Here is a 24,893-nt window from a genome sequence, read left to right as displayed (position 1 = left end):
TTCGACCGGGATTGAATGCAATACTACGCCGCGCAAAACGCGTTTCGCTTCAATCGAGACCGGGTTTCGGGCCGGCCTTCTGCAGACCGTGCCGACTTATCTGGCGATCCTAAACGCGCTGGTGATGGTCTATATCCTCTTTCGCACACGCTTGGCCTCGCGATCCGCATGACCGGCGAAAGTCCGCATGCGGCCGAGCGCAAGGCATCAATCCGATGAAGGTGCGCTGTGGCGCGGTGATCGCCGGAAGCGCGCTGATGGGCATGGGCGGCGCATTCCTCGCTTTGTCGGCGTTCAACAGCTTATTCCCGACCATGGTGCAGGGACGCGGCTGGATCTGCATCGCGCTCGTCGTCTTTTTCTCCTGGCGGCCGGGCCGTGCGATATTCGGCGCGCTGCTCTTCGCGTTCTTCGATGCGTTCCAGCTTCGGCTGCAAACAGCCGTCGATGGTGTGTCCTATCAGATATTGCTGAAAGGCGCTTCGCGCCGCCAGCTAAAGCTCGCCCTCGCGTGAGACTTTGATCGAGAAGCTGAAGGTTTAGCTCGCCGTCTGAGACGGGCCTGCTTCGGTCCCTCGTCGGATCGAACGCTCGATCTCGCAGCTCGGATGGGTATTGGAAGACATCGAGGCAGCGGACGCGGAGATCGAGATCTTCGTAAGGTCGGTCTTAGGCGGCCTGCGCCTGCCCGATCTGTGGTGGTTCCGACTTCATCCGCAGCGGAGAGGCCGTCACCGACATGCTCGACGGTGCTAAAGGATGATCACGAGCAGCAGCCAGCCCGTGGCGATGGAGCGCAGGGTAACGCGTGGAAAGACGTCGAGCCTGTTGGCAGCGTTCCAGACGCAGTGCCATATGAATACGTTGTAAGGAAGCGGTATCAGGAAGACGAGAAAGGCTGCCCAAGTTGGCCAGTCCGTTGCCGCCAGCGCCAAGGCACAGACGAGAAACGTGAAATTCAGCGTCGTACCGTACATAATCATGTCCCGCCAGAAAAGCTGTTCCAGCGGGACACGGTTGGCCAAACGGTCGGAGAAAAACTGCATCACGCGCGATCCAACAGCGGTTCAGAACGGCGAATGCGGACCTCGCTGCGCTTGCCGCCGAGCACAGAGAGTACGGCACTTACTGTCAAGAGACGCTCGCGACTGCGCTGGCCGATCTGAATGAACGCCTCTATCATCTCCGAGAAACTCCGCCGATAGGCGCTGCCGTATATCTCTGCCGCTATTGTATGCCAAGGCCTGGATGATCGTCTGTTCTGCCAACTCAAATCTGCTGTCAAGGACGCCAGGATCGAGCCGAAGCGTTTCCGGCGCCATGCCGCGCGTCTGTTTTCCGAGGACGGCAAGCTCGCCTTCGATACGGAGACGGTGCGCGTCGCCGCCCGCTCCATGTTGATCGATGTCCTGTCCTGCCGCCGCGGCATGTCGAACAGCGGTCGTTTCCCATATCGCCGGCGATGCCATCGGCGCTGACGGTTACCTTCCGAACATGGGCTCGGAAGATTTCCTGTTGTGCCTGTCGCGGCAGGCGCTGGAAGCGGCTGCGAAGGAGGTCAATGTCCTGCCGCGTCCAAAGGTGCGCGCCTTCTCGGCATCGGCGCCGGTCAATTCCGGCAGTTCAGTCAATTTTCGAAGACGGCCATTCATATGAACCTTTCGGCAACGTTTCCACATCTGTCTGGCGCAAAAGCTGGTCCAGTGTGAGCAGTGGCGCGCGCATCGACTTGGCATAGGCGTAGTGGAAGCAATCGAAATTGCTGAGACGCCGCTTTCCTATCCCGTACTGCTCGGCGACCGCGACCGCGTAGGACAGAACGCGCCGTGGCGAACCGGGCTCGCGAAGCCAAATCTTCCGTGCGTCTAGCCATTCGACGACAACCGCCTCGGCCGTTTTGTAGGCGCAGTTCAACTGATCCGGCCTTGACAGGACGATAATGGCTTCCCAGGCAGAAAGGGTCGATGTGAACGGTGCTGCAGCGTCGAGCAGTGCCGCTTCATAGGCGTCGGCCGTGTCCTCCCCCGCCATCATCGAGACAATTGCACAGGCATCGACGAACATTATTCATCACCCGTGAGATCGTGGTCGAGGTCGTGATAGGCTTCAGGTGGAACCGGCTTTCGATCTGGTTGAAAAGACAGGCCGTGCTTAGCCAGAATCTTTTGCGCCGTCTCTCTCGGGCTTTCCTTATTCATCCTGTTGCGGATGGTTTCCCGGAGGGCGACGATTACAGCATCGGTGATGCTTGTGCGGTCAAGACGCGCAAGCTCCCGAGCGAGAGTATCGGCCTCCGGATTGCGAATATTCAGCGGCATAGTTGTGTAGCTCCTAGTGTGTAGCTCACATTACAAAAATGTGTAGTTCGGAGCAACCCCCAATGCCATTTCATACAACACAGGCGCTTTTCCACCTTTTTGTCTACAAACCGCCCCGATTGTCGTCAGCCAAAAACGCTCAATGATCCATTTTTTCAGCGGTTTTCGTTTCAAAGATATATTTAGGCGCGATTGTTCCATCGGCAAAGGCCCCATGGACGAGAACCATGTTACGAAGCGGCGCCTCTTTGCGCCGACGGCGATCGATGCCATCGCGCGCATCAAAGCAAAATCCCGCGGTAACAATCGGCCGGTTACGCTAAAAAGATGTAAGTAATTTCAGGCAAAGGTCGCTGACGATAAGGCCCGTGTAGACCGTTATGGCAGGAGCGGAGTTTGGTTTCACGCCAAGATGGACTTTAAAGCCGTTAGCTTCGAACCAGCATTTACCACGCGCTACCTTTCAAACATGGCGGAGATCCCGGTGGCGCTCAATGTGACCCGACCATATCGGCCAGCCTTCGTCCGAGCGTGCTCTGAACGTCGGCGAAATCAAGCACGACCGTCATGTGGTTGAGCTCCGGTACCGGCAGCAGTTCTGCCCGCTGGCTGGCCATGGAAAGCTTCGCTTGGAGCGCGCGGGCCTGATCGTGAAAAGGTGCAGTCTCGTCCTCGCCAAAGGCGATGACCCGCCTCGGCCCATTGTGCTGAGTCGAAGTGAGCGGCGACCATGCCGCCGCCTCCACATGAGACATTTTGGCTTCGTCACGCAGAAAGCTGTTCGGGATTTCCGAAAGATCGTAGATGCCGCTCAACAGAAACAGCCCTTTCACGTCGGGCAAGGCTGGGCGCGCGCGCACCTCCCGCGGTCCGGTCGCGGCAAGATAGGAGGACAAGTGCGCACCCGCCGAATGACCGCTGACGGTCAATCGTCGCGGTTCGGCGCCGAACTCCGCGGCATGGTGCTGAAGCCACAACACCGCGTGGCGGACTTGATCCACCAAAACTGGCAGGCGCTGGGTTGGCATCAGATCATACTCTATTAGCGCGGCGATACCGCCTGCCGCCAGAACCGGCTCAGCGACGAAGTGATAGTTGGTCTTTTCGCCGGAGCGCCAGTAGCCGCCGTGCACGAAGACATGCAGCGGTGCGCCGGATGCCGCATTCTCCGGAAAGACGAGGTCCAGCGTCTCGCGCGGGCGCGCGCCATAAGCGATGTCGGCGCGTATCTTCGAACGCGCCGACAAGGCACGGCTGCGCTCGGCGAATTCGGCCGCGACAGCGTCGAAATCAGGTACAAAGTCGCGGATCCGATACAGGTCTGTTTCAGTCAACTTCTTCTCCCCGGCCGAGCTGCTACAGCATCGGCCCGAAATCGGAATCGATTTTCGGAAAGCACGATGCTTAGATTCAAAGACTCGAGGCGCGTTCTTTGTGCGTCCAATTCGACACAAGGCGCTCTAGAATTCAACGGCATAATACTTCGCCTCCATAAATTCCAGAATTCCTGTCACGCCGCCTTCGCGACCGAGGCCGCTCTGCTTGACACCGCCGAATGGAGCCGCAGGATCCGACATCAGGCCGCGATTAATTCCAAGCATTCCGGCTTCGATGCCCCGGCCAACACGCATAGCGCGCTTCAGATCGCGGGTATATACATAGGCGGCGAGGCCATATTCCGTCTCATTGGCCTGTCCGATAGCCTCCTCCTCGGTCTCGAACCTGTAAATTGGAGCGACCGGACCGAAGATTTCCTCACGTGCGATCGCCGCGCCGGCAGGAACATTATCCAGAACGGTGGGCGGATAGAAGTAACCGTTGCCGGGCAGTGGCGCGCCACCGGTCGTCGCCCGGGCGCCCGCGGCGATCGCGTCCGAGACGAGCCGGTCGATCTTATGCACGGCGTTCTGCGTGATCATAGGTCCGCATTGCGTTGCCGGATCGTAGCCTGGGCCGATCTTCAGAGCTGCCATGCGGGCCGTGAGACCCGCGACGAAGGCGTCATGGATCCCGGCCTGAACATAGAAGCGGTTGGCGGCGGTGCAGGCTTCGCCGGCATTGCGCATCTTTGCGATCATCGCGCCGTCGAGAGCGGCCTCAAGATCCGCATCATCGAAAACGAGGAAGGGTGCGTTTCCACCCAGTTCCATTGAACAACTGACGACTGATTTAGCGGCTTCGGCCAGAAGAATGCGGCCGACGCCGGTCGAGCCGGTGAAGGAGAGCTTGCGCACGCGGGGATCGGCGAGCATGGCATTCGTTATCTCACCCGGATTGCGCGTGGTGAGGACATTGACCACGCCGGCCGGCACGCCCGCCTCCTCGCCGAGACGGGCCATGGCGTAGGCCGTCAGCGGCGTCTCGGAGGCAGGTTTCAGGATCACCGTGCAGCCGGCGGCAAGGGCAGGACCAATCTTGCGGGTTGCCATGGCGGCGGGGAAATTCCAGGGCGTGATGAGGACGGCGATGCCGATCGGCTCATGGTCGACAAGGATGTTATGCGAACCGGAAGGGGTGTGCCGATATTCACCCGGAATGCGCGTTGCTTCCTCCGCATACCAGCGGAAGAACTCGGTGGCATAGCCGACTTCGCCGCGCGCGTCGGGCAGGGCCTTGCCGTTTTCGAGTGCAATGAGCATTGCAAGCTCCTCGGCATGCTGTGTCATCAACTGGAACCAGCGGCGCAGGATTTCAGAGCGGTGGCGGGCCGGGGTTGCACGCCATCCGGCAGCAGCAGCCGCGGCGGCATCGACCGCGCGCAACGCGTCTTCGACGGAAGCGTCCGGCACCTCGGCCAATGGGTTACCGGTCGAGGGATCGAGGACGGGAATCCCGCCGCCTTTCTCCCATTTGCCGCCGATAAAGAGGCCATGGGCGTGAAGGGCGGGATCGGCATAGCCGGGAATGTTGGCTTGGAATGTCATTGGATGATCCTTTTCATTTCAATTCAAGCTGGACAGGTCGCCGCTATGGGCGGCGGCGACGAGGTTGCGCATTTCGTGCGCATTCAGCGGGCGAGGATTGTTCTGGATCAGGCGCGCAATACCCAGGCTCTGCTCGGCCACCCAGTCGATCCGGTCTTCCGCAAGACCGAGATTGCGCAGCGTTGTGGGAATGCCGATCCGTTCGAAAAGCAAAGAGAGCGCGGGTATGACTTCATCCGCACCGCCAAGCCGGGCAGCTTGCGCGATCTCGGCAAGTTCGCCGCGGATCACCGGCGCATTCCAGGTCATCACGTAAGGCATGAGGCAGGCAACGCCGAGGCCGTGCGCCGTATGTGTCAGGGCGCCGACCGGATACTGGATGGCATGGGCGGCGGCTGTGCCGGCCACGCCGAAGGCCAGGCCGGCAAGGGTGGCGCCAAGCATCACCTTTTCACGCGCCTCACTGTCGGCGCCATTCGTGCAGGCCTGTTCCAGACCCTGCCACAGGAGGGTGATGGCGGTGAGCGCAAAATGGTCCGAAAGATCGTTCTTGCCGACGAAGACACGCTGCTGGGTTATTCCGGGTACCGGATCGCGCCGGATCGCGGTGAAGGCTTCGATTGCGTGCGTCAGGGCGTCAGCTCCGGCGATCGCCGTCAGCCCGGGCGGGCACGAAAGGGTGAGATCCGGATCGCAGATTGAAACTGTCGGGATCAGATAGGGGCTGGAAATGCCGACTTTCAGGCTGCGTTCGGCATCCGAAAGGACGGCGACAGGGGTTACTTCCGAGCCGGTACCGGCGGTTGTGGGAATGGCGATGATCGGTATGACCGGTCCCGGCACCTTGTGCTCGCCGTAGTAGTCATGCGGCCTGCCGCCGTGGGTCAGCAGCAGGGCGACGCATTTCGCCATGTCGAGACATGATCCGCCGCCGATGCCGATCACAAGATCAGGAGCGAAGCTTTTCGCGCCGGCGGCACTGGCGATAGCCGATTCCACAGGGACGTCCGGCAGGGTGGAACTATCGACGTTCACCGTCAATTGCGCTTCTTCGAGTTGCCGGACCAGCGCGTGGAAGTCGGCGTCGGTGACAAGGCGCGTGTCCGTCACGATCAGCGCGCGCCGGCCAAGCTTGCCGGCGATGCCGCCGAGGGCATGGCGCTGGCCGACGCCGAAGAGCAATTCGCGCGGCGCCCTCATTGTGCCGAATAGATTCATTCCGTGGTTCCTCCGATGAATTCAGGCGGCCTCAAGGGCCGTAAGATGTTCGAAAAGCGACCGCGGCAACTCGATTCCCGCTTCCATGGCGGCAGCCCGTCTTGCCCGCGCCCCCATTACCGGGACGGCAATCCCCGTAATTCCGCCTCTACGAGAACATCGGCTTGGAGACGAGCGGCGGCGGCAGTGCCGCGCCTTTCGATGAGGGCGGTGGCCAAGTTCCGAAAATATCCGGGCGGCAGCTTCATTTTCAAAATCCTATATCAGATCGTATACGATATTGTATTTGACATACGATATCTTATTTGCAACAAAAGCGCACATGTCAACAAATAGATCGGAGGCTGAGCGTGGCATTTGCGGCGGAGCGAGAAGGAAAGGCGGCGAGCATTCGCCCGACCAGCGTCGTGGATGGCGTCTACGACGGCATCTATCACCGGCTGATGTCGCTGGAGATTGCGCCCGGCGCCCGTATCCGTATCGACGTACTCGCTCGCGAGCTTGGCGTATCCCAGACGCCGATCCGCGAGGCTTTAAGTCGTCTGGAGCGCGAGGGCCTGGTGCTTAAGGAGCATCTGATCGGCTACAGCGCCGCACCCCAATGGACGCGCAAACAGTTCGAAGACCTTTATGTTTTCCGTCTGCTGATCGAGCCGGAAGCGGCCAGGCTCGCCGTCATCAACATGACGCCGGAAGCGCTCCAGCAGCTCGAGGATTCCGCCGCGGATATGGGACACGGCGAGCCGCCTGTCGACCGCAACACGCGCTACTCCCGCTTTGCCCGCGCCGATGCGCAATTCCATGACGCGATCCTGAAGGTCGCCGGCAACGACGTGATCCGCAGCACATTGTCAAACCAGCACGTTCATCTGCACATCTTCCGGCTGATGTTTCACACGCGCGTGACGCAGGAGGCGCTGGAAGAGCACGAGAATCTGCTCGCCGCCTTCCGCGCGGGTGACCCGCAGGCGGCGTTCGGTGCCATGCGCGACCACATCGAGCGTTCGCGCGATCGTCTGCTTTCGGCTTTCGAATGAACGCGGTCCTGTCTCCCTATACGGCGGTGGCGCCGCCGGTTCCAGCCATCGGCGTGCTCAGGGCTGAAGGGTTAGGCAAGGCCTATGGCCCGATCACCGTCCTGTCGGACATTTCGCTCGATGTTCGTGCCGGAGAGGTTCACGCCATCATCGGCGAGAACGGTGCAGGCAAGTCCACGTTGATGAAACTTTTCTCCGGCCACGTCGCACCGACAGTCGGTCAGTTGATCATGGAAGGTGAGTCGGTCGCATTCCGCAACGCCGTCGATGCAGAGAATGCGGGCATCGTCCTCGTTCACCAGGAAATTCTGCTGGCAGCAGATCTGACGGTTGCGGAAAACCTCTTTCTCGGGCGCGAGATCGGTCGTGGCTTGCTGGTGGACGACAGGGCGATGAACCGCCGCGCCGCCGAACTCCTGGTGCGCGTGGGCTCGACCGCCCGGCCGCGCGACCGGCTGGGTGCGCTGCCGCTCGCCCAGCGGCAGCTGGTGCAGATCGCGCGTGCCCTTCTCGACGACCGCAAGGTTGTCATATTCGACGAACCGACGGCTGTTCTTGCCAATAACGAAGTGGCGGCGTTGCTGGATATCGTACGCAGCCTGCGCGATCACGGCGTCGCGGTGCTCTACATCTCGCATCGTCTGGATGAGGTGCAGGCGCTTGCGAACCGCATTACCGTTCTTCGCGACGGTCGCATGATCGGCACCTGGCCGGCGGCCGGCCTCAGCCAGCGCGAAATGGCGGAGCTGATGGTGGGGCGGGAACTGGATATGCTGTATCCGCACAAGCGGCCTGCCGCCACCGCCGCGCCGATCCTGTCGGTCACGAATCTCGCCGTCGATCACGGCTCGCAAAAGGTCTCCTTCAGCGTCAGCCCCGGCGAAGTTCTGGGCATCGGCGGCATGATCGGCGCGGGGCGCACGGAACTGATCGAAGGGCTTATGGGGCTTCGTCCGTCCGACGCCGAAAATGTCGTCCTGAACGGCAACGAGATCAAGAACCGGTCCGTCCGCACGTTGATGGATGCCGGTCTCGTCTATCTGACTGAGGATCGCAAAGGCAAGGGGCTGCTTCTGGAGGAGAAGCTCGGCCCCAATCTGACCTTACAGGCGCTGGATGCCCTTAATCCGGGGGTCGTCCTCAACCGGCGCCAGGAGCGGTCCTGCCTTAAGAGCGCCGTCGCCGACTACGACATCCGCGTGCGCTCCCTGCGGCTCGAAGCCAGTAAGCTATCGGGCGGCAATCAGCAGAAGCTGCTCCTTGCCAAGGTGATGATGGCCGATCCGTCGGTGATCATTATCGACGAGCCGACGCGCGGTATCGACATCGGCAACAAGAGCCAGATCTACGACTTCATCGACACGATGGTGCGCGCCGGAAAGGCCTGCATCGTGATCTCGTCTGAAATGCAGGAACTCGTGGGGCTCGCCGACCGCGTCCTCGTGATGCGGTCAGGAAGGATCGTCGCCGAGCTTCGTGGCGAAGACATCAGTGAGGAGAACGTCGTCTACGCCGCCACGACGAGCGAGCGTGGAGCCGTGGAGGAGGATGAAAATGACTGCAGCGATAGCGACCGTCGCGCCTGCTGACGAAGGAAGCCGCATCCGGTGGGCCGATTTTGCGCCGTTCATCGCGCTTGCGGTGATCATGCTGTTCGGTGCGCTGGTCAATCCCAGCTTCGTGTCGGCAGACAACCTGATCAATGTAATCACCCGCAGCGCTTTCATCGCGATCATCGCGGTCGGCGCAACTTTCGTGATCTCATCCGGTGGGCTCGACCTGTCGGTGGGTTCGATGATGGCCTTCGTCACCGGCATCATGATCATGGTGATGAACCATCTGGTGCCGGCATTCGGAAACTGGGCCATCCCGATGGGAGCGGGCGTGGCACTCGTCGTGGGTTCGCTTTGCGGCCTCTTCAACGGCCTCATCGTGACGCTTGGACGCATAGAGCCCTTCATCGTGACGCTCGGCACAATGGGCATCTTCCGCGCCTTCATCACCTTCATGACGAACGGCGGCTCGCTGCCGATCGACCGCAGCCTGCGTGAAGCCTACCGACCGGTCTATTTCGGCAATCTCTTGGGCATTCCCTATCCGGTGCTGATCACCTTTGTCGTCGTCATGCTCGGCGCCTTCTTGCTCTACAAGACGAAGTATGGCCGCCGCCTGACATCGGCGGGATCCAATGTCGAGGTGGCGCGCTTTTCCGGCGTCAATGTCGCAGGCGTTCGCACGGTCGCCTACGTCATCCAGGGCTTTTGCGTCGCCGTCGCGGCCATCTGCTACGTGCCCCGCCTCGGCGCTGCGACACCGACGACAGGTCAGCTTTGGGAATTGCAGGTCATCACCGCGGTCGTGATCGGGGGCACCCTGCTTCGCGGCGGCAGGGGCCGCATCGGAGGAACCGTTGCAGGTGCCCTCATTCTCGAGGTGATCGCCAACGTCATGGTCCTTTCGGATTTGGTGTCCGAGTACCTCGTGGCCGCCGTGCAGGGTGCGATCATCATCATCGCCATGCTGGCGCACCGCTTTACCGTCAACCGCTGAAAACAGCGCAGACTTCAAAGGAGGAGAAAATGAAGTCCATGATCCATAAGACCAAAATATTTTTATCCACGGCTGCCATCGCCTTGGCTCTGCCGTTCGCCGCCGCTCATGCCCAGGAGAGAGATGTCATCATCGCCGTGTCCATTCCTGCCGCCACACATGGATGGACGGGAGGCGTGGTCTACCACGCAGAGCAGGCCGAGAAGGAGATCGAGGCAGCGTTTCCAAACATCGACGTCGTCCTGTCAACTGCGTCGTCGGCGACTGCCCAGGTGTCCGCGCTGGAGGATCTTTCGGCAACCCGCAAATTGGACGCGCTGGTTATCCTACCGTTCACGTCTGAGGAACTGACTGGTCCGGTGCAGCAGATCAAGGAGAAGGGCACGTTCATTTCCGTAGTTGACCGGGGCCTTACCGATCCTGCGATCCAGGATCTCTATGTCGCGGGCGACAATATCGCCGTTGGTGCGAACACGGCACAGTGGCTTTCCGACAAGCTTGGCGGCGAGGGGCAGATCGTCGTACTTCGTGGCATTCCGACCGTCATCGACGATGAGCGCATCAAAGGTTTTTCTGACGTCATCAACAAGACGGACATCAAGATCCTCGACATCCAGTACGCCAACTGGAATCAGGACGAGGCCTTCAAGCTGATGCAGGACTATCTTGCGAAATATCCGAAGATCGATGCTGTCTGGGCGAACGACGACGACATGCTACTCGGCGTCATCGAGGCCGTCGACCGTGCGGGGCGCAAGGACATAAAGTTTGCGCTTGGCGGCAATGGTATGAAGCAGGTCATCGAGATGGTGAAGGAAGGCAACGAGCGCACGCCGATCTCCACGCCCTATCCGCCGTCGATGATCAAGTCTGCCATCTACATGACGGCGGCACAGTTCGGCGGACAGGCACCCATGCGCGGTACCTTCCTGCTTGGTGCACCACTGATCACGCCGGAAAATGCCGACCAGTTCTATTTCCCTGCTTCCCCATTTTGATCCGTTTCGGTGCCCGCCCGCCGGGCACCACGAATTTCATGATAACAGGAGATATGACATGAACAGCAAGAAGATCCTCATGCTGACCGGCGAGTTCACCGAGGAATACGAGATCTTCGTTTTCCAGCAGGGGATGGAAGCGGTCGGCCACACGGTGCATGTAGTCTGCCCGGACAAGAAGGCGGGCGACCGCATCAAGACCTCGCTGCACGACTTTGAAGGCGACCAGACCTACACGGAAAAACTCGGCCATTACGCCGACATCAACAAGACCTTTTCCGAGGTGCGGCTCGAGGAATACGACGCCGTCTATGCGGCGGGCGGTCGCGGCCCGGAATATATCCGCACCGATAAGCGCGTACAGGACATGGTCCGTCACTTCCATGAAACTGGCAAGCCGATCTTCACCATCTGCCATGGTGTGCAGATCCTGATGGCTGTCCCGGGCGTGCTAAAAGGTCGGAAAGTCGCCGGCCTTGGCGCCTGCGAACCCGAGGTGACGGCCGTCGGCGGCATCTATATCGACGTAAAGCCGACCGAGGCCTATGTCGACGGCAACATGGTCTCCGCCAAGGGCTGGACCGGCCTTGCCGCTTTCATGCGCGAATGCCTGAAGGTTTTGGGCACGAGAATTACGCATAGCTGATCCTCCGTGATCCGCGGCGCGGAATTTTCCGAAGCTTCGCGCTGTATCCTCCAACGGCGCCAGCACGCCTTGACACAATGTCTGCAATAATAAAAAACATGCAGAACCGGAGGAGCTGATGTCGATCACGCCCATTTTGCAATTCGGCACAAGCCGCTTCTTGCAAGCTCATGCCGACCTGTTCGTCTCTGACGCGCTGGCACGAGGCGAGGCTCCAGGTGGTAGTGACAATTTAATCATTTGAGCCAGAGCATGATGCTTGCGAGCTTAACGAAACCGAGAAAGTTCGCGGCGAGTTTGTCATAGCTGTGCTTATTTTTGCGATGGCGTCGCGGTGGTATGACGGGCTCGCCGCCTTGATCGAGGATCATCATGCAGCCGATCGGCATCATAGGCGCGATCTGCGAGCACTTGGGTGGCAGGCAAGCCATCGATGAGGCTACAGGCCGGCGCCATGTCATTTTGTTGGCCCGGTCCGATGGCAAAGCGGACCGGCAGGCCGAGGGCGTCTACGACCGCATGGAGCTCGGTGCCGAACCCGCGGCGAGAGCGGCCTAGAGCCTGGGCTTCAGATCCCCCCTTTTACGCCGGGCTCCTGCGGCTTGAGCTTGGGCGCGAATGACAGTTGCGTCGATCATCATCCATTCCAGGTCCGGGTTGGCAGACATCGCCTCGAACAGCTGGTCGAAAACACCTGCTTCGATCCAGCGGTAGTAACGCCGCTTCGCTGTCTGATAGGGGCCCAACCGTTCCGGCAGATCGCGCCAGCGTGCACCTGATCGGGGCTAGCCACAAGAGTGCGTCGAAGAAGCGCCGGCCATCGCTGCGCGGCCCGCGCTTGCCCTTCCGACCGCCGGGCACGAATGGCTTGATCTGCTCCCACTGATCATCGCGAAGAACTTCACCTTCCAAAGCGGACCTCCAAAGCCTGCTCTGAATCTGGTTGTCCACGAATTGGGAAGCCCAAGATCGTTAGTTTGTCACTACAGCCTAGCACTTTGATTCTAGAGCATCTTATCCGCTTTCAGTGATTCCACCTGAAAGCGGGATGCTCTAATGTGCCGGACCCGCGCCGGACCAAGGCCTTCTCAGGCCAGTTTCGCTTTTAATTTTGTCATTGCCATCGCATAGCCGCCGGCTGCGCCGTCGATGAAATGGACGTGGTTCCGCTGCATGGGTGATGCGACGATGCAGGTCATCAAAGCCGATTTCTGCCGATGCAGTCCGTAGTTGCATATGCCCGCGCTCTCGGCGGTCTGCAGCCGTTCATCGATCTTGCGCAGGGCGGCAGGCTCGAGATCGATTGTCATCTTCAGCCCGTCATCGAATTTGCGGAAATCCGAGTTTCTGGTCACCTCGCGCCGATAGGCCCTTGGATCGAAGCCGCCCATCTTCCAGCCGAACCTGTCGGCTGTGACGGCGAGCATGAGGACAAGCCGTATCCACAGCTTTGCAAGCCATTGCCGGCCGCTGGGCGCGTTTGCGCGTACCTCGATCTCCAGACCTTGCGAGGAGGCGCCGAATTTGGGGCCTTCTACCGGCAGCGGATGGCCACCGCGCTGCTGCTGGCCAGTAAAAGCGATGAGATCGGAGACCAGATCCTGGAAAGCGCGCGTATCATGCGAAGGGCCCGGCACGGCGATGATGGAGACGATCTCGCCAAGCGTGGCTTCGATTGGATCCCAACGGCACGACAGCCCCGTCAGGTCCGGCCTGGTTCCTTTCGGAGCCGGTTCGATTCGATATTGGCCTGCCTTCATCTGGGTTTCCGCCCAACTGCTGCCACCGCCGGCAAACATGGCGTAGAATACGTCATCGGAAGCCTGAAACCGTGCGACCCGCACATCGCGGCCTTCCGCGCGGATATCTTCAATCGGCACGATGGCGGCGCGCAGGGTCATCCCAAGTTCTTCCGCCACCCAGGCCTGGACGGCGGCGAGGGCCTCACGGGCGGCCTGCATGGCGGAGGGCGGAACAGTCACCAGCGCGCCGTCGCCGCCGAACACGAAAGGAAGATCGCGCCTTGCGAGCGCATTGAGCAATGCGGAGATCACGCTGGCGCCCGCCATGTTGACGGATTTATAGCGGCCGGCTTCGACAGATCCGGTTGAATTGACGATATCGGCCACCGCGAGCGCCCAGCCGGCTGGCAGAGGCCGGTAATTGTCTATATCGGCTACGCGTTCGAATTCCGGGAAGACCGGCAATGTATCCAGGAATGAATCGGGCGAAACTGGCTTTTCCATGCTCTATAACTAGCACATCTCATTCGATCCGGGATCAGCAGAATGCCGCTTGACGTTGACTTGCATCGATTTCCTGTCGATAGACTCGATCGATGCGAATTGCCTTCTACGCGCCCATGAAATCGCCAAGCCATCCGGTCCCCTCGGGTGACCGTCAGATGGCGCAATTGCTGATCAGGGCGCTCGAACGTTGCGGCCATAGGGTTGAGCTGGCATCCGGGCTTTCGACCTTTGAGCGCGAACCCGACCCGGATCTGAAACAATGGGGATTCCCATTCATTGGATTTTGTGATTCAAGATGCTGGCTGGAGAGGAGGCCAGCATCAGATGACAGCACCTCTTTCCAATGATCTTCGTAGCGCGTTGTACATGCGGTTCTGGTCGGAGAGAGCTGCCGGTCGGTTGCGGCCCCGCTTTGGGGTTGCCGTTTCGTCTGTGGTGAAGTGGTCGCAGCGGTATCGGGAGACCGGCTCGATCTCGCCCGAAAGCCGTTCGCACAGGTGTCGGCTCTGAAGCGGAGAACCCGCAGAACCCTCGGAACGGTCCTCTGTTATCCAGCGCCTCGGCAAGCTTGATGTCGGACAAGTCATACCAGATCGACAGCAGCATCGCCTTGAACAAGGCCATTGGCAGCCAAGCAGGCTCGCCCTCCGCAGAGCAGGAAACCACACCAAGGGCCTGATCGATCGTACCAATCAATCAGCTTGGCAAGCGCATCCAAGACGAATGCTGGCCGCGATCAACGGCAAAACCGAACTTTTCCTGACCAATGCGCCGATGTGACATCGCATCCCTCATTCCATTGTTCAGATTGAGAGAATCACAGATCAACACGCCAGTCTAGGCACACGCGCGCAGGTCTCCTAGGTTAATCGCTAAGAAGAAAAGACGAGATAATTGACTCTGAGGTGCTCGATCATCCCGTAGTCGGGATATTGTTCAGGTCCATCTTGCCGACGATTTGCTGTGCGAGTTCGCGGTATTCGGATTCTGGGCCATCGTTGACGTCGCATGGAGGCTGCAACAGCCGCCATGATCCCGAAATTCGTTGGAAGGCGCAGCTTTGACATTGATAGTCTCGGGCTGTTGGATCTCGGCGAAGGCACGCGGGAGACCCAATCATCCGTTACTGGATGATAGTTGAGTTTGTTAGAATCCAGCTGCGGAGTTGCTTAGATAAAATTTTTGACCGATAGGCCGGAACAATCGAACCGAGCGGGATGTTTGGTCAGTTTCTCAAAGGGAGACTGGCCATGTTTTTACGCGTCGATAAGCTTCAGATCGAGCTACCTGCCCCCGCCAGGCAAGATGTCAACGCGGCTGCGGCACTCCAGGAGTTGCTGGGCGGAAAATACGGAGAGATGTCTACGCTGGGCAACTATCTCTTCCAGAGCTTCAATTTTCGCTCGAAGAGTAAGCTCAGGCCGTTTTACAGCCTGGTGGCCGCGATCACGGCTGAAGAACTTGGCCATGTCGAATTGGTCAGCAATGGCGTCGCTATGCTTGCGAACGGTCCGGATAAGCCGGACGGTGACATGGTTGGCCCGACCGATATCACGGACGCTCCGTTCGATGCGATGAAGGACGCAAGGCTGGCTGCCGGATTTCTGTCACATGGTGGTGGTGCGGTGCCGATCGATTCGAACGGGCTGAGTTGGAATAAAGATTTCGTCACAACGACGGGGAATGTCATCTTTGACCTCCTGCACAATTTCCATCTCGAATGCGGAGCTCGGCTGCACAAGCTGCGAGTCTATGAGACGCTTTCCGACCCGACAGGGAGGGAGGTTTGTGGATATCTGCTGGTGCGGGGATCGGTGCATGCCCACGCATATGCCCTCGCGCTCAAGCAGATTACTGGTGTCGAGATCGAGAAGATGCTCCCGACGCCCAATATTCCCCTGGCAAACATTCCTGAGTGCCAGAAATATCTTGAAGAAGGTTCGCACCGTCGACTCTACACGTTCAGCCCTGATGATTATCGAGAGATATCCGGGATCTGGGGTAACGGAGAAATGGCGCTCCCGGACGACCCCCCAGGTGAGTTGGAGGTAGTCGAGGGGATGCCAGATGGTGGCAAAATCCAGGAACTCGTTGGTGAGCCCTCTGCTTTCACACCGGATTACGCCCCGGAGGAAATGTTTGAAATTGCCGCCAAGCTCTACAAAGCTTCCCGGTAGGGGCTATAATCAAGGCCTTCGCCACATTTACGGTTTCTGGCCGTCGGGAGGAGGGCCATAGAATCAAGCCAACGCCCGAAGACGAACCTATGCATAGGACGATGCGCTGTCGGGAGAGGTGAATCCATCGAACAAAGTCGTGCAGTTGAAGTTCGCCTCAAAAGCCCGCCGAAGTGTCTCCCGGTTCAGGGTTTGAAGCCAGGGCAGTCGACCGAGTATGCGGACCTTTCCCATTTCGCCGATTATACTTTCCGTGTCGGGCTGGGCATCGCCAATAAATGCGACGCCAATAACCCGAACAGCGCGCAACCGTAGCACTCGGAGAGACAAAAGCGTGTGATTGATGGTGCCGAGTGTTGTCCGTGCGCAAAGCACTACCGGAAGATTCCAGCGGACGAAAACATCCAAAAAGGCCTGGCGGCGCGTGAGCGGTACCAGGAGGCCGCCAGCCCCTTCGATGATAAGGCGGCCGGCCACCGGAGGCACGGCCAACTGTTCAGGATCGATCTCGACGCCGTCAAGCTCTGCTGCGCGGTGGGGCGAAGCTGGCGTGCATAGGCGATAGGCTTCGTCATATATCCGGCCGGCCGGCAGCCCACCGAGGCGCGCTACCATTTCCTTGTCGGTTTCGCCCTCTAATCCCGACTGGATAGGTTTCCAGTAGGCGGCATCGCTGCAAGTGGCTAAACCGGCGGCAAAAACCGATTTCCCAATCCCGGTGTCGGTGCCGGTTACGACAATGGCATTATTCATGCTGCGACGAGGTCCTCCCTTGTGCGCTGGCCTTGGGAACGGCAGGAGCATTGCTCGCTCTTCGGCTTGCGACCGTTGAATGGCTGCCGGATTGCAGGCCCAGTCTGCGAAAAAGTTTCGCGTCCTTATCGCTGCCCGGATTATTCGTCGTTAGCAGCAGATCGCCAGTGAAGATCGAATTCGCTCCAGCCAGGAAACAGAGTGCTTGCACTTCGTCGCTCATTGCCAGGCGACCGGCCGAGAGGCGCACCACACTACGCGGCATAAGAATGCGCGCGAGCGCGACGAGCCGTACAAAGTCTAACACGTCCGCAGGCTTTGCTTTGTCGACCACCGGTGTCCCCTTGATCTCGCTCCACATGTTCAAAGGAACGCTTTCGGGATGGCAGTCCAGCGTGGCAAGCGTCACCAGCATCGCAATGCGATCGTCGATCGTCTCGCCCATGCCGACGATACCGCCACAGCACACCTTGATTCCTCCCTCGCGAAGATACGCGAGCGTGTTCAAGCGGTCATCCATTGTCCGGGTGGTAATGATCTCCCGATAGAATCGGCGGGAGGTGTCAATATTGTGATTATAGTAGTCGAGGCCGGCGCTGCAAAGCCGCTTGACGTGGGACGGGTTCAACATGCCCAATGTGACACAGGTTTCCATTCCAAGTGCCTTCACGCCCGCGATCATAGCGCAGATAGAGTCCATGTCGCGATCTTTCGGGCTTCGCCATGCCGCACCCATGCAGAAGCGCGTCGCACCGCTCGCCTTGGCGCGACGCGCCTCGGTCAGGACGTGCTCAACCTCCATCAGCTTGGTGGCCTTGATCCCAGTGTTCCATTTGGCGCTCTGAGAACAATAGCCGCAATCTTCGGGGCACCCGCCTGTCTTGATAGACAAGAGCGTTGCAGTCTCCACCACAGCGGGATCGAAATATTGCCGGTGCACTCCCTGCGCCCGAAAGATCAGTTCCGGAAAAGGGAGTTCGTAAATGCTCCGCGCTTCGATTTCGCTCCAGTTCGTACGCGGGAGGTGTTCACGACATTTCGGATCGTCACAGGCTTTGGTATCGCAAGTCATGACACGATGTTCCGCATGCGGGCCGGCACGAAATGAGCGCCAAGAGCGACAATGGCAATATTTATCAGGTCGCCGAGGAAAAACGGCGTAAAGCCGAGGGGAATGACCTGATCGACGGGCAAATACATCAAGAGCCATGGGAGGCCGACGGCATAGGTCACGGAAAGGCCAGCAAGCATGGCGAGAATTCGGCCAGCGGTGCGGCGTCCCAATGCCATCCATCCTGTGATCCAACTCGCGGCAAGATACCCAAGTAAATATCCGCCCGTGGGGCCAGCCATGTACAAAAGTCCCGTTCCACGTTCCGGCGACCCGGAAAAGACGGGCAATCCGGCCGCCCCGGTGGCGAGATAGGCAAAAAACGTAACGGTAGCGAGGCGCGGGCCCATGGCGAGGGCAAGTGCCATGACGCCTAGCGTATGCAGGGTCATCGGTACCGGCCATGTCGGGACGCGGAGCTTTGCGCAAATTGTGATGAGAGTGATGCCGAGCACGACGGCACTTGCGGTCTTTCCCAGGGATCGGAGATTCTGGCTTGAGAAGGCGAGGGTCTGGTACACGAGAACTCCATAATTATAGATAATACATGCAACTATCTACAATGAATCCATATTAGTGGTGGAACTGCAAGTGCTTTGTAGATAAATGTGCGGAGAGAGCCTTGAACACATGTCATTGTGTTGGGCTTACGGAGCCGGAGCGGCGCAACGCCCCAACCCCGTGATGTAGCGATGGTCCTCGTGTCCACGACGAAACTCAGCCGTTCGCGCCGAGTCCGATCGTTTAAGCGACGCGTCGCACGACCCGCGGTAGTGACTGATGGCTCTTTATCGGACATGCCGGCATGATCCGCCGCAGTGACTTCGTGCCGCGATTGTGTCATTCGATGCTCATGAAGACGATACGGCTCGTACTGAAAGACAGGATGACGGCTACCGCGACAGCGGTGCTGGTCGCCTATCTTTTAATACTGCAAGGCCTCGTCGGTGCGATGGCCCAGGGATCAATGGCAGCGTCTGCCATTGATCCTCTCCATGTCATCTGCTCCGCCTCGGGGGATGCAACGATCGATCTTCCGGCCGATCAGCACGGCCCCGCCAAGATGGCGGTCGACTGTCCCTGCTGCGCGCTCTGCCGGCTCGCTTCAACGTCTGTGCCCGTCATATTGGACGGCGTGGAAGCGTGCATCCCCGCCCCTGCCAAGACCGTGCTTGTTCCTTCGTCGCGGTCCGAGGTGATGTTCTCATTCTTCCCGCGGCGGCTCATCGCGGAGCCCAGAGCACCTCCAATCTTCTCCTGACGCTATCGCTCAATACCGATGTGCACATCGTGCATCGGATTTGGTTCAAGTCAGGAGAAAAACTCATGTCCGCTTCCACCATCGGGCGGGAGAGCACCGGTGCAGCCGTGCGATCCGCATCCGACCTTTATCGCGCCGTCTGGCGCTGGCACTTCTACGCAGGCCTGCTGGTCCTGCCTTTCATGATCACGCTCGCAATCACGGGAGCACTGTATCTTTTTCACGACGAGATCGATGCCATCGTTTATTCCGACCTCAAGCAGGTTGCGGTTCAGGAGAATGTCGCCCGGGCCGCTCCCTCGGCAATGGTCGCCGCCGCTGTTGCCGCCCATCCCGGCATGGCGATCAAATTCACCGATCCCGCAACACCTGCTTCATCGGCGGAGATCACCGTCAATACGCAGAATCAGGGAAAGCTTGCCGTCTACGTCGATCCCTATACCGGAAAGGTTCTGGGCTCTCTCCCCGATCGCGGGACCATCATGTGGACAATCCGGTACCTCCACAGCCTGAAGTATTTCGGATCATTCGCCCGGGCGCTCATCGAGATTGCAGGCGGCTGGTCCGTCCTGCTCGTGGGCACAGGCGTGTATCTCTGGTGGCCGCGCAGTCAGACAGCCGGAATCCTGAGTATCCGCGGAACTCCGAAGCGCCGGGTCTTCTGGCGCGATACGCATGCCGTGACGGGCGTGTTCGTCGGCTTCTTCATTGTCTTTCTGGCCATCACCGGCATGCCCTGGTCGGGGGTTTGGGGCGCAAAGGTCAATGAATGGGCAAACGGCAGCAATTTCGGCTACCCAGCGGGTGTTCGCGTCGCGGTGCCCATGTCGGACGAGCATCTCGGTCATGCCGCGCAGACGACGTGGTCACTCCAACAGGCCCAGATTCCGCAAGCATCCGGACATGATCATGGTGCCACGCCAATCGGGCTGGATGCGGCAGTTGCAATTTTCAACAGGTTAGGGCTGCATTCCGGTTATGCGGTCAACATTCCGATCGCACCGAATGGCGTCTACACCGGGTCGGTCTATCCGGACGATCTCTCCCGGCAAAGAGTGGTGCATCTCGATCAATATTCCGGTCAGCCGTTGATCGACATGAGCTTTGCCGATTACGGGCCACTCGCCAAAGGGCTGGAGTGGGGGATCAACGTCCATTTGGGTCAGGAGTTTGGACTTTTGAATCAGCTTGTGCTGCTTGCCGCCTGTATCGGGATCGTCGCACTCGCCGTTTCCGCGGGCATCATGTGGTGGAAAAGACGTCCTGCAGGATCGCTCGGCGTACCGCCCATGCCGGCGGACAAACGCGTGTTCCGCGGAATAATCGCTATTCTCGTGGTTGGCGGAACGATATTCCCGCTTGTGGGTGTTTCACTCGCGATTATGCTATTTCTTGACTGGGCCTATTCCAGGCTGTTCCGCTCGCGCAGCGCTTGAGAGGTCGGGGGATTGCTCACGATATTGCAGCCCCCGCCACTCGATTGCGCCTTTGGCACTCATGTTGAATGCTCCGGGACCGGACACATATGACTGGATAAAGCAGCAAGCCCTATTCCTCAGTAACACCCCAAGGGCGACATCATACGTACGCCGTCTGGGGCCATGGAACGCGGCCAAATCGCTGTCGTATCCCGGTGCGATGACGTAGCGGGCATACTCTTGGCGCGAATCGACAGTGTTCCACAAGGAAGAGGATTGCTGAAATACCCTGCTGACAAAGGTGCGAGGTAAGACAAGCGATATCGAATTTGCCAAGTGGCAGATAATAGCATATTTTATGCCGAAAGGAGAATTTTCATGTTGCAGGAAATTCCGCGTACACGAGCTTTTCCAGATATCCCGCAGATCACTCCCGCCGAGGCGGAAGCTATGGTGAGGGCAGTAATCAAGCTGTTTGAAAAATGGCAGTTGTCCGACGCAGACGCCCGCGAAATTCTTGGAGGGCTTGCGGCCCGCACCTATGCACGATGGAAAGCTGGCGAACCCGGGCGTATCGATCGTGATCTCGCTACACGTCTTTCGCTGCTCATGGGGATCCATAAAGGGCTGCGCTATTTATTTTCTGATCCGGAGCGAGGGTATGCCTGGGTGAAGAAGCCGAACCGGGCCTTTGGCGGGCGCCCTCCGGTCGAGATTATGACGCAAGGGGATATTTTCTCTTTGGCGCGCGTGCGATCCTATCTCGATGCGGAGCGCGGTGGCTGGTGACGGATAGCCTTTCGATAATCCGGGTGCATTGGCCCAGGGCATACCGGATCATCCGCTCCATCTATCCACCCATTGACCTTTTCGAAGACATCGCTGAGCCCCAGGACTGGGAGGCGCTGACCTCAGCGGAATCGAAGACCAATCCGCGCATCTGGGATCATATCGGCAGGCTCGATCTCGTGCCGCCCGAGCGACGCGTAAGCGGGCCGGGCGCCAGTTATCTTATGGCTCCTTTTGTCCATATCAGCACGGATCGGCCAGGACGTTTCACCGATGGTACCTACGGGGTCTACAGTGCTGGCGACGGGCAAGAGATAGCCATTCGAGAAGTGGCGCATCACCATGGAACGGCAATGGCGAACAGCCGTGAGGAGCCGGGATGGACTTCGCAGTTCCGTATGCTGGTCAACCGCCTCAATCTTGATCTGCATGATGCAAGGCCACATGGCTGTTACCATGATCCGGATGATTACACGGTTTCACAAGCCCTGGGCCAGAGCCTCCGGGCCGCCGGCGCCAATGGCATTGTCTATTGCAGTGTGCGCTGTCCGGGTGGGGAATGTGCGGCCATCTTCTGGCCGGATCTCATCAATATTCCCATACAAGCGGATCATTTCGATTTCCACTGGGACGGAAAACAGGTTGATAAGGTCCGCAATTGCCGTACCAATGCAATATTCGCGCTGTGAGGGCTATCTTTGTTTTTCTGCGGCATGCAGCGCATCATCTCGCACCCAAACACCGCGCCCTGGCCAGGATGGAATCTGTCATAGCCCGCCGCGGTGCTCGCGAAAAAAATCGATGAGCGCCTTCAGGGCAGGCCGCACCTGACGGCGATTGGGATAATAGAGGAACCACCCTTCGAACGGCGGCGGCGCCAATCGTCGAGAATGGTTACAAGTCGTCCTGCCGCCAGTTCAGGCGCGACCATATCGTGCAACAATTGGGCGATGCCCGTCCTCTCCACGGCTGCCCTGACCAGTATTTGCGGAGTGGCGTTTGAGCCGGGCGCGTTAACTCGTCGGCACGCTGCGTCATCCTGATTGCCGTCCGCGTGGGAATGAGGCTTTTGATTTCGCGTGTCTTCAGACGTCATTGAGGCCGAGATATTCGTTGGCACCGGCACCGCTGCGGTCTTCTTGTCCGAAGAGCCGGACGTGGACAAGATGGGCTGGGAAGAGCTTGGCATCCAGCCGCACAGGTCGGGCCCGGAAAACTGGGGCTACCACGAAGCCGATGTATTCCGAACGTGGAAAGAAAAGCCGCTCGGCATCAATCTCGTTATCGCTCAGTACATAGACGAGGTCCGCCTCGAAATCTGGCATCTCCACCCAGACCTCGTTGTCGGTCTTGGCCTTGTGCAGGAAGGCGATAGTTGGTTCAGGCCGCAGGAGGGGTGGATCGAGGGGGCCGTCTGGCCCGAAATGCCGAAGGCGGCCCCTCCCGCATCGAGATACGCTCCGAGTTTTTGAAGGATTACCTTTGCGCTCGCGGGTTCCGGCTTTTCTGCTCGACTTATAGCGAGCGCATTGCCGTGTCTGAGAAGCGCCCCGCTTTCTCGTGGTCAAAGGCGGCCTTCACGAAAAGACAGGACGCGATACGCTTGAGGCGACCACGCGGGTTGGAGGCTTTCCTCACAAAAGCGGAACATTCTGGACCAAGGGCGCCATCTGGCGGACGGAATGGGTGGACGCTGGCAAGCTCAGCACGCGCATCCGCGGCGATAAGGACCCACAGGAGATTGCATTCGCCGTCGATAACGACGGCACCCGGGCCAACGCCGGGCAATTGACCCGAGACATCTCCTGGCTCTACTTCCAACCGACGATAGCAAGCATGGTGATGCGATATCGCGGCAGCCATCTCCACTGGTATAGCGGGGAAACGGGTGCGCTCGGTGCTACCGCCGGGTCGACTGTCCACTTTGGCGTCAACGACCTTGGCCTCATCACCGTGTTGGCGAAGGACATCGGCCAGTTGCCACAATGGCAGCAGCGCCTTTGGAGCGCCCATAACGTTACACCAGAAGGCGAGGTCTCGAGCGAATTGTTCGAGGCGCAGATGATGCTGATACCCGCATCGACCAAAGCGCCCGAGGGCGAAGTCCAGGATGCCTTGAACACTCTCGATGCCTCTTTCAAAAAGCGTTACGGAACGAGCTTGCTTCGAGAGCATTCATCGGTGACCCAGTTGTTGCGTGCCGTCCACCGCTTTCGAGCGGTCGAAGAAGGCGGGCTTTTGGACCTTTCGAAGGATCTGATGAGACTGTTCTCGGAACGTGTCGACGTCGACGCGCTGACCCCGCACTTCACGCTTGCCAACGGTGAAAAGAAACGGGCTCGCTGAAGGCAATGGAGAAATTGCTGGCCGGGCTTATCTCGATCGACGATGCGAAGGCGATGATGTCCCCTCTGTTCGGTATCAACGATCTAAGAGGAGCATGTGCCCACCTTGGCACATCTTTGATCGGGAGCGGCATGGAACGTGCGGAGGTCGACGACCGCTTGCCACTCCCGATGCAAGGGCGGCAACTCATTCAGAGCTTCGTGAATGCCATCAAGAGAATCGAGGCGGCTATATCGTTACGATGAGTTAGACGGCTATCTCCGCTCCCACGCGGTAGATGCTAAGTCGATCGCCATTGATCTTTGATTAGAGTGAACCCTTCGGCTAATGAGCTGCTGGAAATGGAACGGTGATTTTGCGAAACATTTGGTAGAAGTTTGAACCGCCCCGGATTTGCCGGAGGCTCCAACTCGTGAGACAGTGGAGCCGATATGAGCAAGACGACAAACAAGTTTTCACCGGAAGTCCGCGGCCGCGCTGTGCGTATGGTTCTGGCCCATGAATCCGAACATGCATCCCGATGGGCGGCGGTATCCTCGATAGCGACCAAGATCGGCTGCTCGGCGCACACGTTGCATGAGTGGGTGAAGAAGGCCGAAGTGGACATTGGCAAGCGCGCCGGTCTCCCCAGCGATGTTGCAGAGAAGATGAAAGCTCTGGAGCGGGAGAACCGCGAGCTTCGTCAAGCCAACGAGATCTTGCGCAAGGCATCTGCTTATTTCGCCCAGGCGGAGCTCGACCGCCCACTGAAGCGATGATTTCCTTCATCGATGAACACCGTTCGGTGTTCGGGGTCGAGCCGATCTGCAAGCTGTTGCCGATTGCCCCGTCCACCTACTACGAGAATGCCGCCAAACGGCTGGATGTGGATCGCCTGTCGGTCCGCGCCCGCAGTGATATCGCATTGAAGATCGAGATACGCCGCGTGTTTGACGAGAACTTCCGGGTCTATGGCGTGCGGAAAATCTGGCGGCAATTGAAGCGCGAGGGCTTCGATGTCGCCCGATGCACCGTCGCCCGGCTCATGAGTATAATGGGCCTTCAGGGCATCATTCGTGGCAAGCCGGTCCGCACCACTGTCAGTGACAAGGCGGGTTC

25 protein-coding genes, 7 pseudogenes and 1 other annotated feature are annotated in these 24,893 nt (G+C 59.1%); of the genes and pseudogenes, 19 read left to right on the top strand and 13 right to left on the bottom strand.

The window, feature by feature from the left end:
• Window positions 1-82: 82 nt before the first annotated feature.
• Window positions 83-473, top strand: a pseudogene (locus DUT91_RS16610) (ABC transporter permease subunit); the annotation flags it as partial.
• A gap of 279 nt (window positions 474-752) precedes the next feature.
• Here DUT91_RS16610 and DUT91_RS16605 read toward each other — a convergent pair.
• Complete coding sequence (locus tag DUT91_RS16605; RefSeq protein ID WP_160113666.1) at window positions 753-1,049, bottom strand: hypothetical protein; 297 nt, start codon at window positions 1,047-1,049, stop codon at window positions 753-755.
• Window positions 1,050-1,301: 252 nt separating this feature from the next.
• On the opposite strand from DUT91_RS16605, the pseudogene DUT91_RS26610 reads away from it, so the two are divergent.
• Window positions 1,302-1,602, top strand: a pseudogene (locus tag DUT91_RS26610) (plasmid partitioning protein); the annotation flags it as partial.
• Between the two features lie 21 nt (window positions 1,603-1,623).
• Here the strand turns inward: DUT91_RS26610 and DUT91_RS16595 are convergent.
• From DUT91_RS16595 to DUT91_RS16570, 6 genes are all read right to left on the bottom strand, one after another.
• Window positions 1,624-2,064, bottom strand: a complete 441-nt coding sequence (locus DUT91_RS16595; protein WP_114441653.1) for a type II toxin-antitoxin system VapC family toxin — start codon at window positions 2,062-2,064, stop codon at window positions 1,624-1,626.
• Window positions 2,064-2,318 (bottom strand): type II toxin-antitoxin system VapB family antitoxin, encoded by a 255-nt coding sequence (locus DUT91_RS16590; protein WP_200834998.1) that lies wholly within the window; start codon window positions 2,316-2,318, stop codon window positions 2,064-2,066. Before DUT91_RS16590 ends, DUT91_RS16595 begins: the two co-directional genes overlap by 1 nt.
• A gap of 30 nt (window positions 2,319-2,348) precedes the next feature.
• On the bottom strand, window positions 2,349-2,600 hold the full coding sequence (locus DUT91_RS25545) for a hypothetical protein (RefSeq protein ID WP_147272197.1): 252 nt from the start codon (window positions 2,598-2,600) through the stop codon (window positions 2,349-2,351).
• 209 nt (window positions 2,601-2,809) lie between these two features.
• Window positions 2,810-3,652 carry an alpha/beta hydrolase gene (locus DUT91_RS16580; protein WP_114441651.1) on the bottom strand — a complete coding sequence of 281 codons (843 nt, stop codon included), beginning with the start codon at window positions 3,650-3,652 and terminating at the stop codon, window positions 2,810-2,812.
• Between the two features lie 126 nt (window positions 3,653-3,778).
• Complete coding sequence (locus tag DUT91_RS16575; RefSeq protein WP_114441650.1) at window positions 3,779-5,242, bottom strand: NAD-dependent succinate-semialdehyde dehydrogenase; 1,464 nt, start codon at window positions 5,240-5,242, stop codon at window positions 3,779-3,781.
• 18 nt (window positions 5,243-5,260) lie between these two features.
• A complete protein-coding gene (locus DUT91_RS16570) occupies window positions 5,261-6,460 on the bottom strand; it encodes an iron-containing alcohol dehydrogenase (RefSeq protein WP_114441649.1) in 1,200 nt (399 codons plus the stop codon).
• Window positions 6,461-6,804: 344 nt separating this feature from the next.
• Here DUT91_RS16570 and DUT91_RS16565 point away from each other — a divergent pair, with 344 nt between their 5' ends.
• From DUT91_RS16565 to DUT91_RS27190, 6 genes are all read left to right on the top strand, one after another.
• Complete coding sequence (locus DUT91_RS16565) at window positions 6,805-7,497, top strand: GntR family transcriptional regulator (RefSeq protein WP_114441853.1); 693 nt, start codon at window positions 6,805-6,807, stop codon at window positions 7,495-7,497.
• A complete protein-coding gene (locus DUT91_RS16560) occupies window positions 7,494-9,086 on the top strand; it encodes a sugar ABC transporter ATP-binding protein (protein WP_114441648.1) in 1,593 nt (530 codons plus the stop codon). Before DUT91_RS16565 ends, DUT91_RS16560 begins: the two co-directional genes overlap by 4 nt.
• Entirely contained in the window at window positions 9,052-10,047 is a 996-nt protein-coding gene (locus DUT91_RS16555) for an ABC transporter permease (RefSeq protein ID WP_114441647.1), read from the top strand. Before DUT91_RS16560 ends, DUT91_RS16555 begins: the two co-directional genes overlap by 35 nt.
• Before the next feature lie 29 nt (window positions 10,048-10,076).
• A complete protein-coding gene (locus tag DUT91_RS16550; RefSeq protein ID WP_114441646.1) occupies window positions 10,077-11,045 on the top strand; it encodes a substrate-binding domain-containing protein in 969 nt (322 codons plus the stop codon).
• 58 nt (window positions 11,046-11,103) lie between these two features.
• Window positions 11,104-11,691 carry a DJ-1/PfpI family protein gene (locus tag DUT91_RS16545; RefSeq protein ID WP_114441645.1) on the top strand — a complete coding sequence of 196 codons (588 nt, stop codon included), beginning with the start codon at window positions 11,104-11,106 and terminating at the stop codon, window positions 11,689-11,691.
• Window positions 11,692-11,809: 118 nt separating this feature from the next.
• Window positions 11,810-11,935, top strand: a complete 126-nt coding sequence (locus tag DUT91_RS27190) for a hypothetical protein (RefSeq protein WP_281032621.1) — start codon at window positions 11,810-11,812, stop codon at window positions 11,933-11,935.
• Here DUT91_RS27190 and DUT91_RS16540 read toward each other — a convergent pair.
• A pseudogene (locus DUT91_RS16540) lies at window positions 11,928-12,603 on the bottom strand (IS5 family transposase). The gene DUT91_RS27190 and the pseudogene DUT91_RS16540 overlap by 8 nt on opposite strands.
• Before the next feature lie 176 nt (window positions 12,604-12,779).
• A complete protein-coding gene (locus DUT91_RS16535) occupies window positions 12,780-13,937 on the bottom strand; it encodes a DUF3095 domain-containing protein (RefSeq protein WP_200834997.1) in 1,158 nt (385 codons plus the stop codon).
• Between the two features lie 92 nt (window positions 13,938-14,029).
• Here DUT91_RS16535 and DUT91_RS26605 point away from each other — a divergent pair.
• Window positions 14,030-14,185 (top strand): annotated as a pseudogene (locus tag DUT91_RS26605) (glycosyltransferase family 4 protein); the annotation flags it as partial.
• A 79-nt stretch (window positions 14,186-14,264) separates the two neighbouring features.
• Window positions 14,265-14,447: pseudogene (locus DUT91_RS26600) on the top strand (helix-turn-helix domain-containing protein); the annotation flags it as partial.
• Between the two features lie 27 nt (window positions 14,448-14,474).
• On the opposite strand, the pseudogene DUT91_RS27445 reads toward DUT91_RS26600, so the two are convergent.
• A pseudogene (locus tag DUT91_RS27445) lies at window positions 14,475-14,546 on the bottom strand (hypothetical protein); the annotation flags it as partial.
• Between the two features lie 644 nt (window positions 14,547-15,190).
• Here DUT91_RS27445 and DUT91_RS16520 point away from each other — a divergent pair.
• Window positions 15,191-16,117: a manganese catalase family protein gene (locus tag DUT91_RS16520; protein ID WP_114441852.1), complete on the top strand. Its 927-nt coding sequence runs from the start codon at window positions 15,191-15,193 to the stop codon at window positions 16,115-16,117.
• Between the two features lie 87 nt (window positions 16,118-16,204).
• Here the strand turns inward: DUT91_RS16520 and bioD are convergent, their stop codons facing one another.
• The 3 genes from bioD to DUT91_RS16505 are packed head-to-tail and all read right to left on the bottom strand — an operon-like array spanning window position 16,205 to window position 18,502.
• Window positions 16,205-16,870, bottom strand: a complete 666-nt coding sequence (gene bioD, locus DUT91_RS16515; protein WP_114441643.1) for a dethiobiotin synthase — start codon at window positions 16,868-16,870, stop codon at window positions 16,205-16,207.
• Window positions 16,863-17,942 carry a biotin synthase BioB gene (gene bioB / locus DUT91_RS16510; protein ID WP_114441642.1) on the bottom strand — a complete coding sequence of 360 codons (1,080 nt, stop codon included), beginning with the start codon at window positions 17,940-17,942 and terminating at the stop codon, window positions 16,863-16,865. Before bioB ends, bioD begins: the two co-directional genes overlap by 8 nt.
• The gene (locus DUT91_RS16505; protein WP_114441641.1) at window positions 17,939-18,502 is read right to left on the bottom strand and encodes a biotin transporter BioY; all 564 of its coding nucleotides are present in this window, start codon (window positions 18,500-18,502) and stop codon (window positions 17,939-17,941) included. The genes bioB and DUT91_RS16505 overlap by 4 nt, the downstream gene beginning before the upstream one ends.
• Window positions 18,503-18,786: 284 nt before the next feature.
• On the opposite strand from DUT91_RS16505, the gene DUT91_RS16500 reads away from it, so the two are divergent.
• The 8 genes and pseudogenes from DUT91_RS16500 to DUT91_RS16465 all read left to right on the top strand — a co-directional run.
• On the top strand, window positions 18,787-19,242 hold the full coding sequence (locus DUT91_RS16500; protein ID WP_245419763.1) for a DUF2946 family protein: 456 nt from the start codon (window positions 18,787-18,789) through the stop codon (window positions 19,240-19,242).
• Between the two features lie 65 nt (window positions 19,243-19,307).
• Complete coding sequence (locus DUT91_RS16495; protein ID WP_114441640.1) at window positions 19,308-20,678, top strand: PepSY-associated TM helix domain-containing protein; 1,371 nt, start codon at window positions 19,308-19,310, stop codon at window positions 20,676-20,678.
• Window positions 20,679-21,038: 360 nt separating this feature from the next.
• Window positions 21,039-21,449, top strand: coding sequence for an MbcA/ParS/Xre antitoxin family protein (locus DUT91_RS16490; RefSeq protein WP_114441639.1), 411 nt, complete (start codon window positions 21,039-21,041; stop codon window positions 21,447-21,449).
• On the top strand, window positions 21,446-22,138 hold the full coding sequence (locus tag DUT91_RS16485) for an RES family NAD+ phosphorylase (protein WP_200834996.1): 693 nt from the start codon (window positions 21,446-21,448) through the stop codon (window positions 22,136-22,138). The genes DUT91_RS16490 and DUT91_RS16485 overlap by 4 nt, the downstream gene beginning before the upstream one ends.
• 390 nt (window positions 22,139-22,528) lie before the next feature.
• The gene (locus DUT91_RS16480) at window positions 22,529-22,921 is read left to right on the top strand and encodes a hypothetical protein (RefSeq protein WP_114441637.1); all 393 of its coding nucleotides are present in this window, start codon (window positions 22,529-22,531) and stop codon (window positions 22,919-22,921) included.
• 214 nt (window positions 22,922-23,135) lie between these two features.
• Window positions 23,136-23,795: a hypothetical protein gene (locus DUT91_RS16475; protein WP_147272195.1), complete on the top strand. Its 660-nt coding sequence runs from the start codon at window positions 23,136-23,138 to the stop codon at window positions 23,793-23,795.
• 5 nt (window positions 23,796-23,800) lie between these two features.
• On the top strand, window positions 23,801-24,040 hold the full coding sequence (locus tag DUT91_RS16470) for a hypothetical protein (RefSeq protein WP_114441635.1): 240 nt from the start codon (window positions 23,801-23,803) through the stop codon (window positions 24,038-24,040).
• Between the two features lie 186 nt (window positions 24,041-24,226).
• A pseudogene (locus tag DUT91_RS16465) lies at window positions 24,227-24,893 on the top strand (IS3 family transposase); the annotation flags it as partial.
• Window positions 24,508-24,624: a sequence feature (AL1L pseudoknot), on the top strand. Its footprint overlaps the pseudogene before it by 117 nt.

The sequence above is a fragment of the Paramesorhizobium salinisoli genome, from assembly GCF_003335045.1.
GTDB lineage: Bacteria > Pseudomonadota > Alphaproteobacteria > Rhizobiales > Rhizobiaceae > Paramesorhizobium > Paramesorhizobium salinisoli.
This window is presented reverse-complemented; position numbering and strand designations above follow the sequence as displayed.

Coding starts and splice junctions, on each gene's coding strand:
- DUT91_RS16595 (WP_114441653.1), bottom strand. CDS start 2,064: ATGTTCGTCGATGCCTGTGCAATTGTCTCGATGATGGCGGGGGAGGAC.
- DUT91_RS16590 (WP_200834998.1), bottom strand. CDS start 2,318: ATGCCGCTGAATATTCGCAATCCGGAGGCCGATACTCTCGCTCGGGAG.
- DUT91_RS25545 (WP_147272197.1), bottom strand. CDS start 2,600: ATGCGCGCGATGGCATCGATCGCCGTCGGCGCAAAGAGGCGCCGCTTC.
- DUT91_RS16575 (WP_114441650.1), bottom strand. CDS start 5,242: ATGACATTCCAAGCCAACATTCCCGGCTATGCCGATCCCGCCCTTCAC.
- DUT91_RS16570 (WP_114441649.1), bottom strand. CDS start 6,460: ATGAATCTATTCGGCACAATGAGGGCGCCGCGCGAATTGCTCTTCGGC.
- DUT91_RS16560 (WP_114441648.1), top strand. CDS start 7,494: ATGAACGCGGTCCTGTCTCCCTATACGGCGGTGGCGCCGCCGGTTCCA.
- DUT91_RS16555 (WP_114441647.1), top strand. CDS start 9,052: ATGACTGCAGCGATAGCGACCGTCGCGCCTGCTGACGAAGGAAGCCGC.
- DUT91_RS16550 (WP_114441646.1), top strand. CDS start 10,077: ATGAAGTCCATGATCCATAAGACCAAAATATTTTTATCCACGGCTGCC.
- DUT91_RS16545 (WP_114441645.1), top strand. CDS start 11,104: ATGAACAGCAAGAAGATCCTCATGCTGACCGGCGAGTTCACCGAGGAA.
- DUT91_RS27190 (WP_281032621.1), top strand. CDS start 11,810: ATGTCGATCACGCCCATTTTGCAATTCGGCACAAGCCGCTTCTTGCAA.
- DUT91_RS16535 (WP_200834997.1), bottom strand. CDS start 13,937: ATGGAAAAGCCAGTTTCGCCCGATTCATTCCTGGATACATTGCCGGTC.
- DUT91_RS16520 (WP_114441852.1), top strand. CDS start 15,191: ATGTTTTTACGCGTCGATAAGCTTCAGATCGAGCTACCTGCCCCCGCC.
- bioD (WP_114441643.1), bottom strand. CDS start 16,870: ATGAATAATGCCATTGTCGTAACCGGCACCGACACCGGGATTGGGAAA.
- bioB (WP_114441642.1), bottom strand. CDS start 17,942: ATGACTTGCGATACCAAAGCCTGTGACGATCCGAAATGTCGTGAACAC.
- DUT91_RS16500 (WP_245419763.1), top strand. CDS start 18,787: ATGATCCGCCGCAGTGACTTCGTGCCGCGATTGTGTCATTCGATGCTC.
- DUT91_RS16495 (WP_114441640.1), top strand. CDS start 19,308: ATGTCCGCTTCCACCATCGGGCGGGAGAGCACCGGTGCAGCCGTGCGA.
- DUT91_RS16490 (WP_114441639.1), top strand. CDS start 21,039: ATGTTGCAGGAAATTCCGCGTACACGAGCTTTTCCAGATATCCCGCAG.
- DUT91_RS16470 (WP_114441635.1), top strand. CDS start 23,801: ATGGAGAAATTGCTGGCCGGGCTTATCTCGATCGACGATGCGAAGGCG.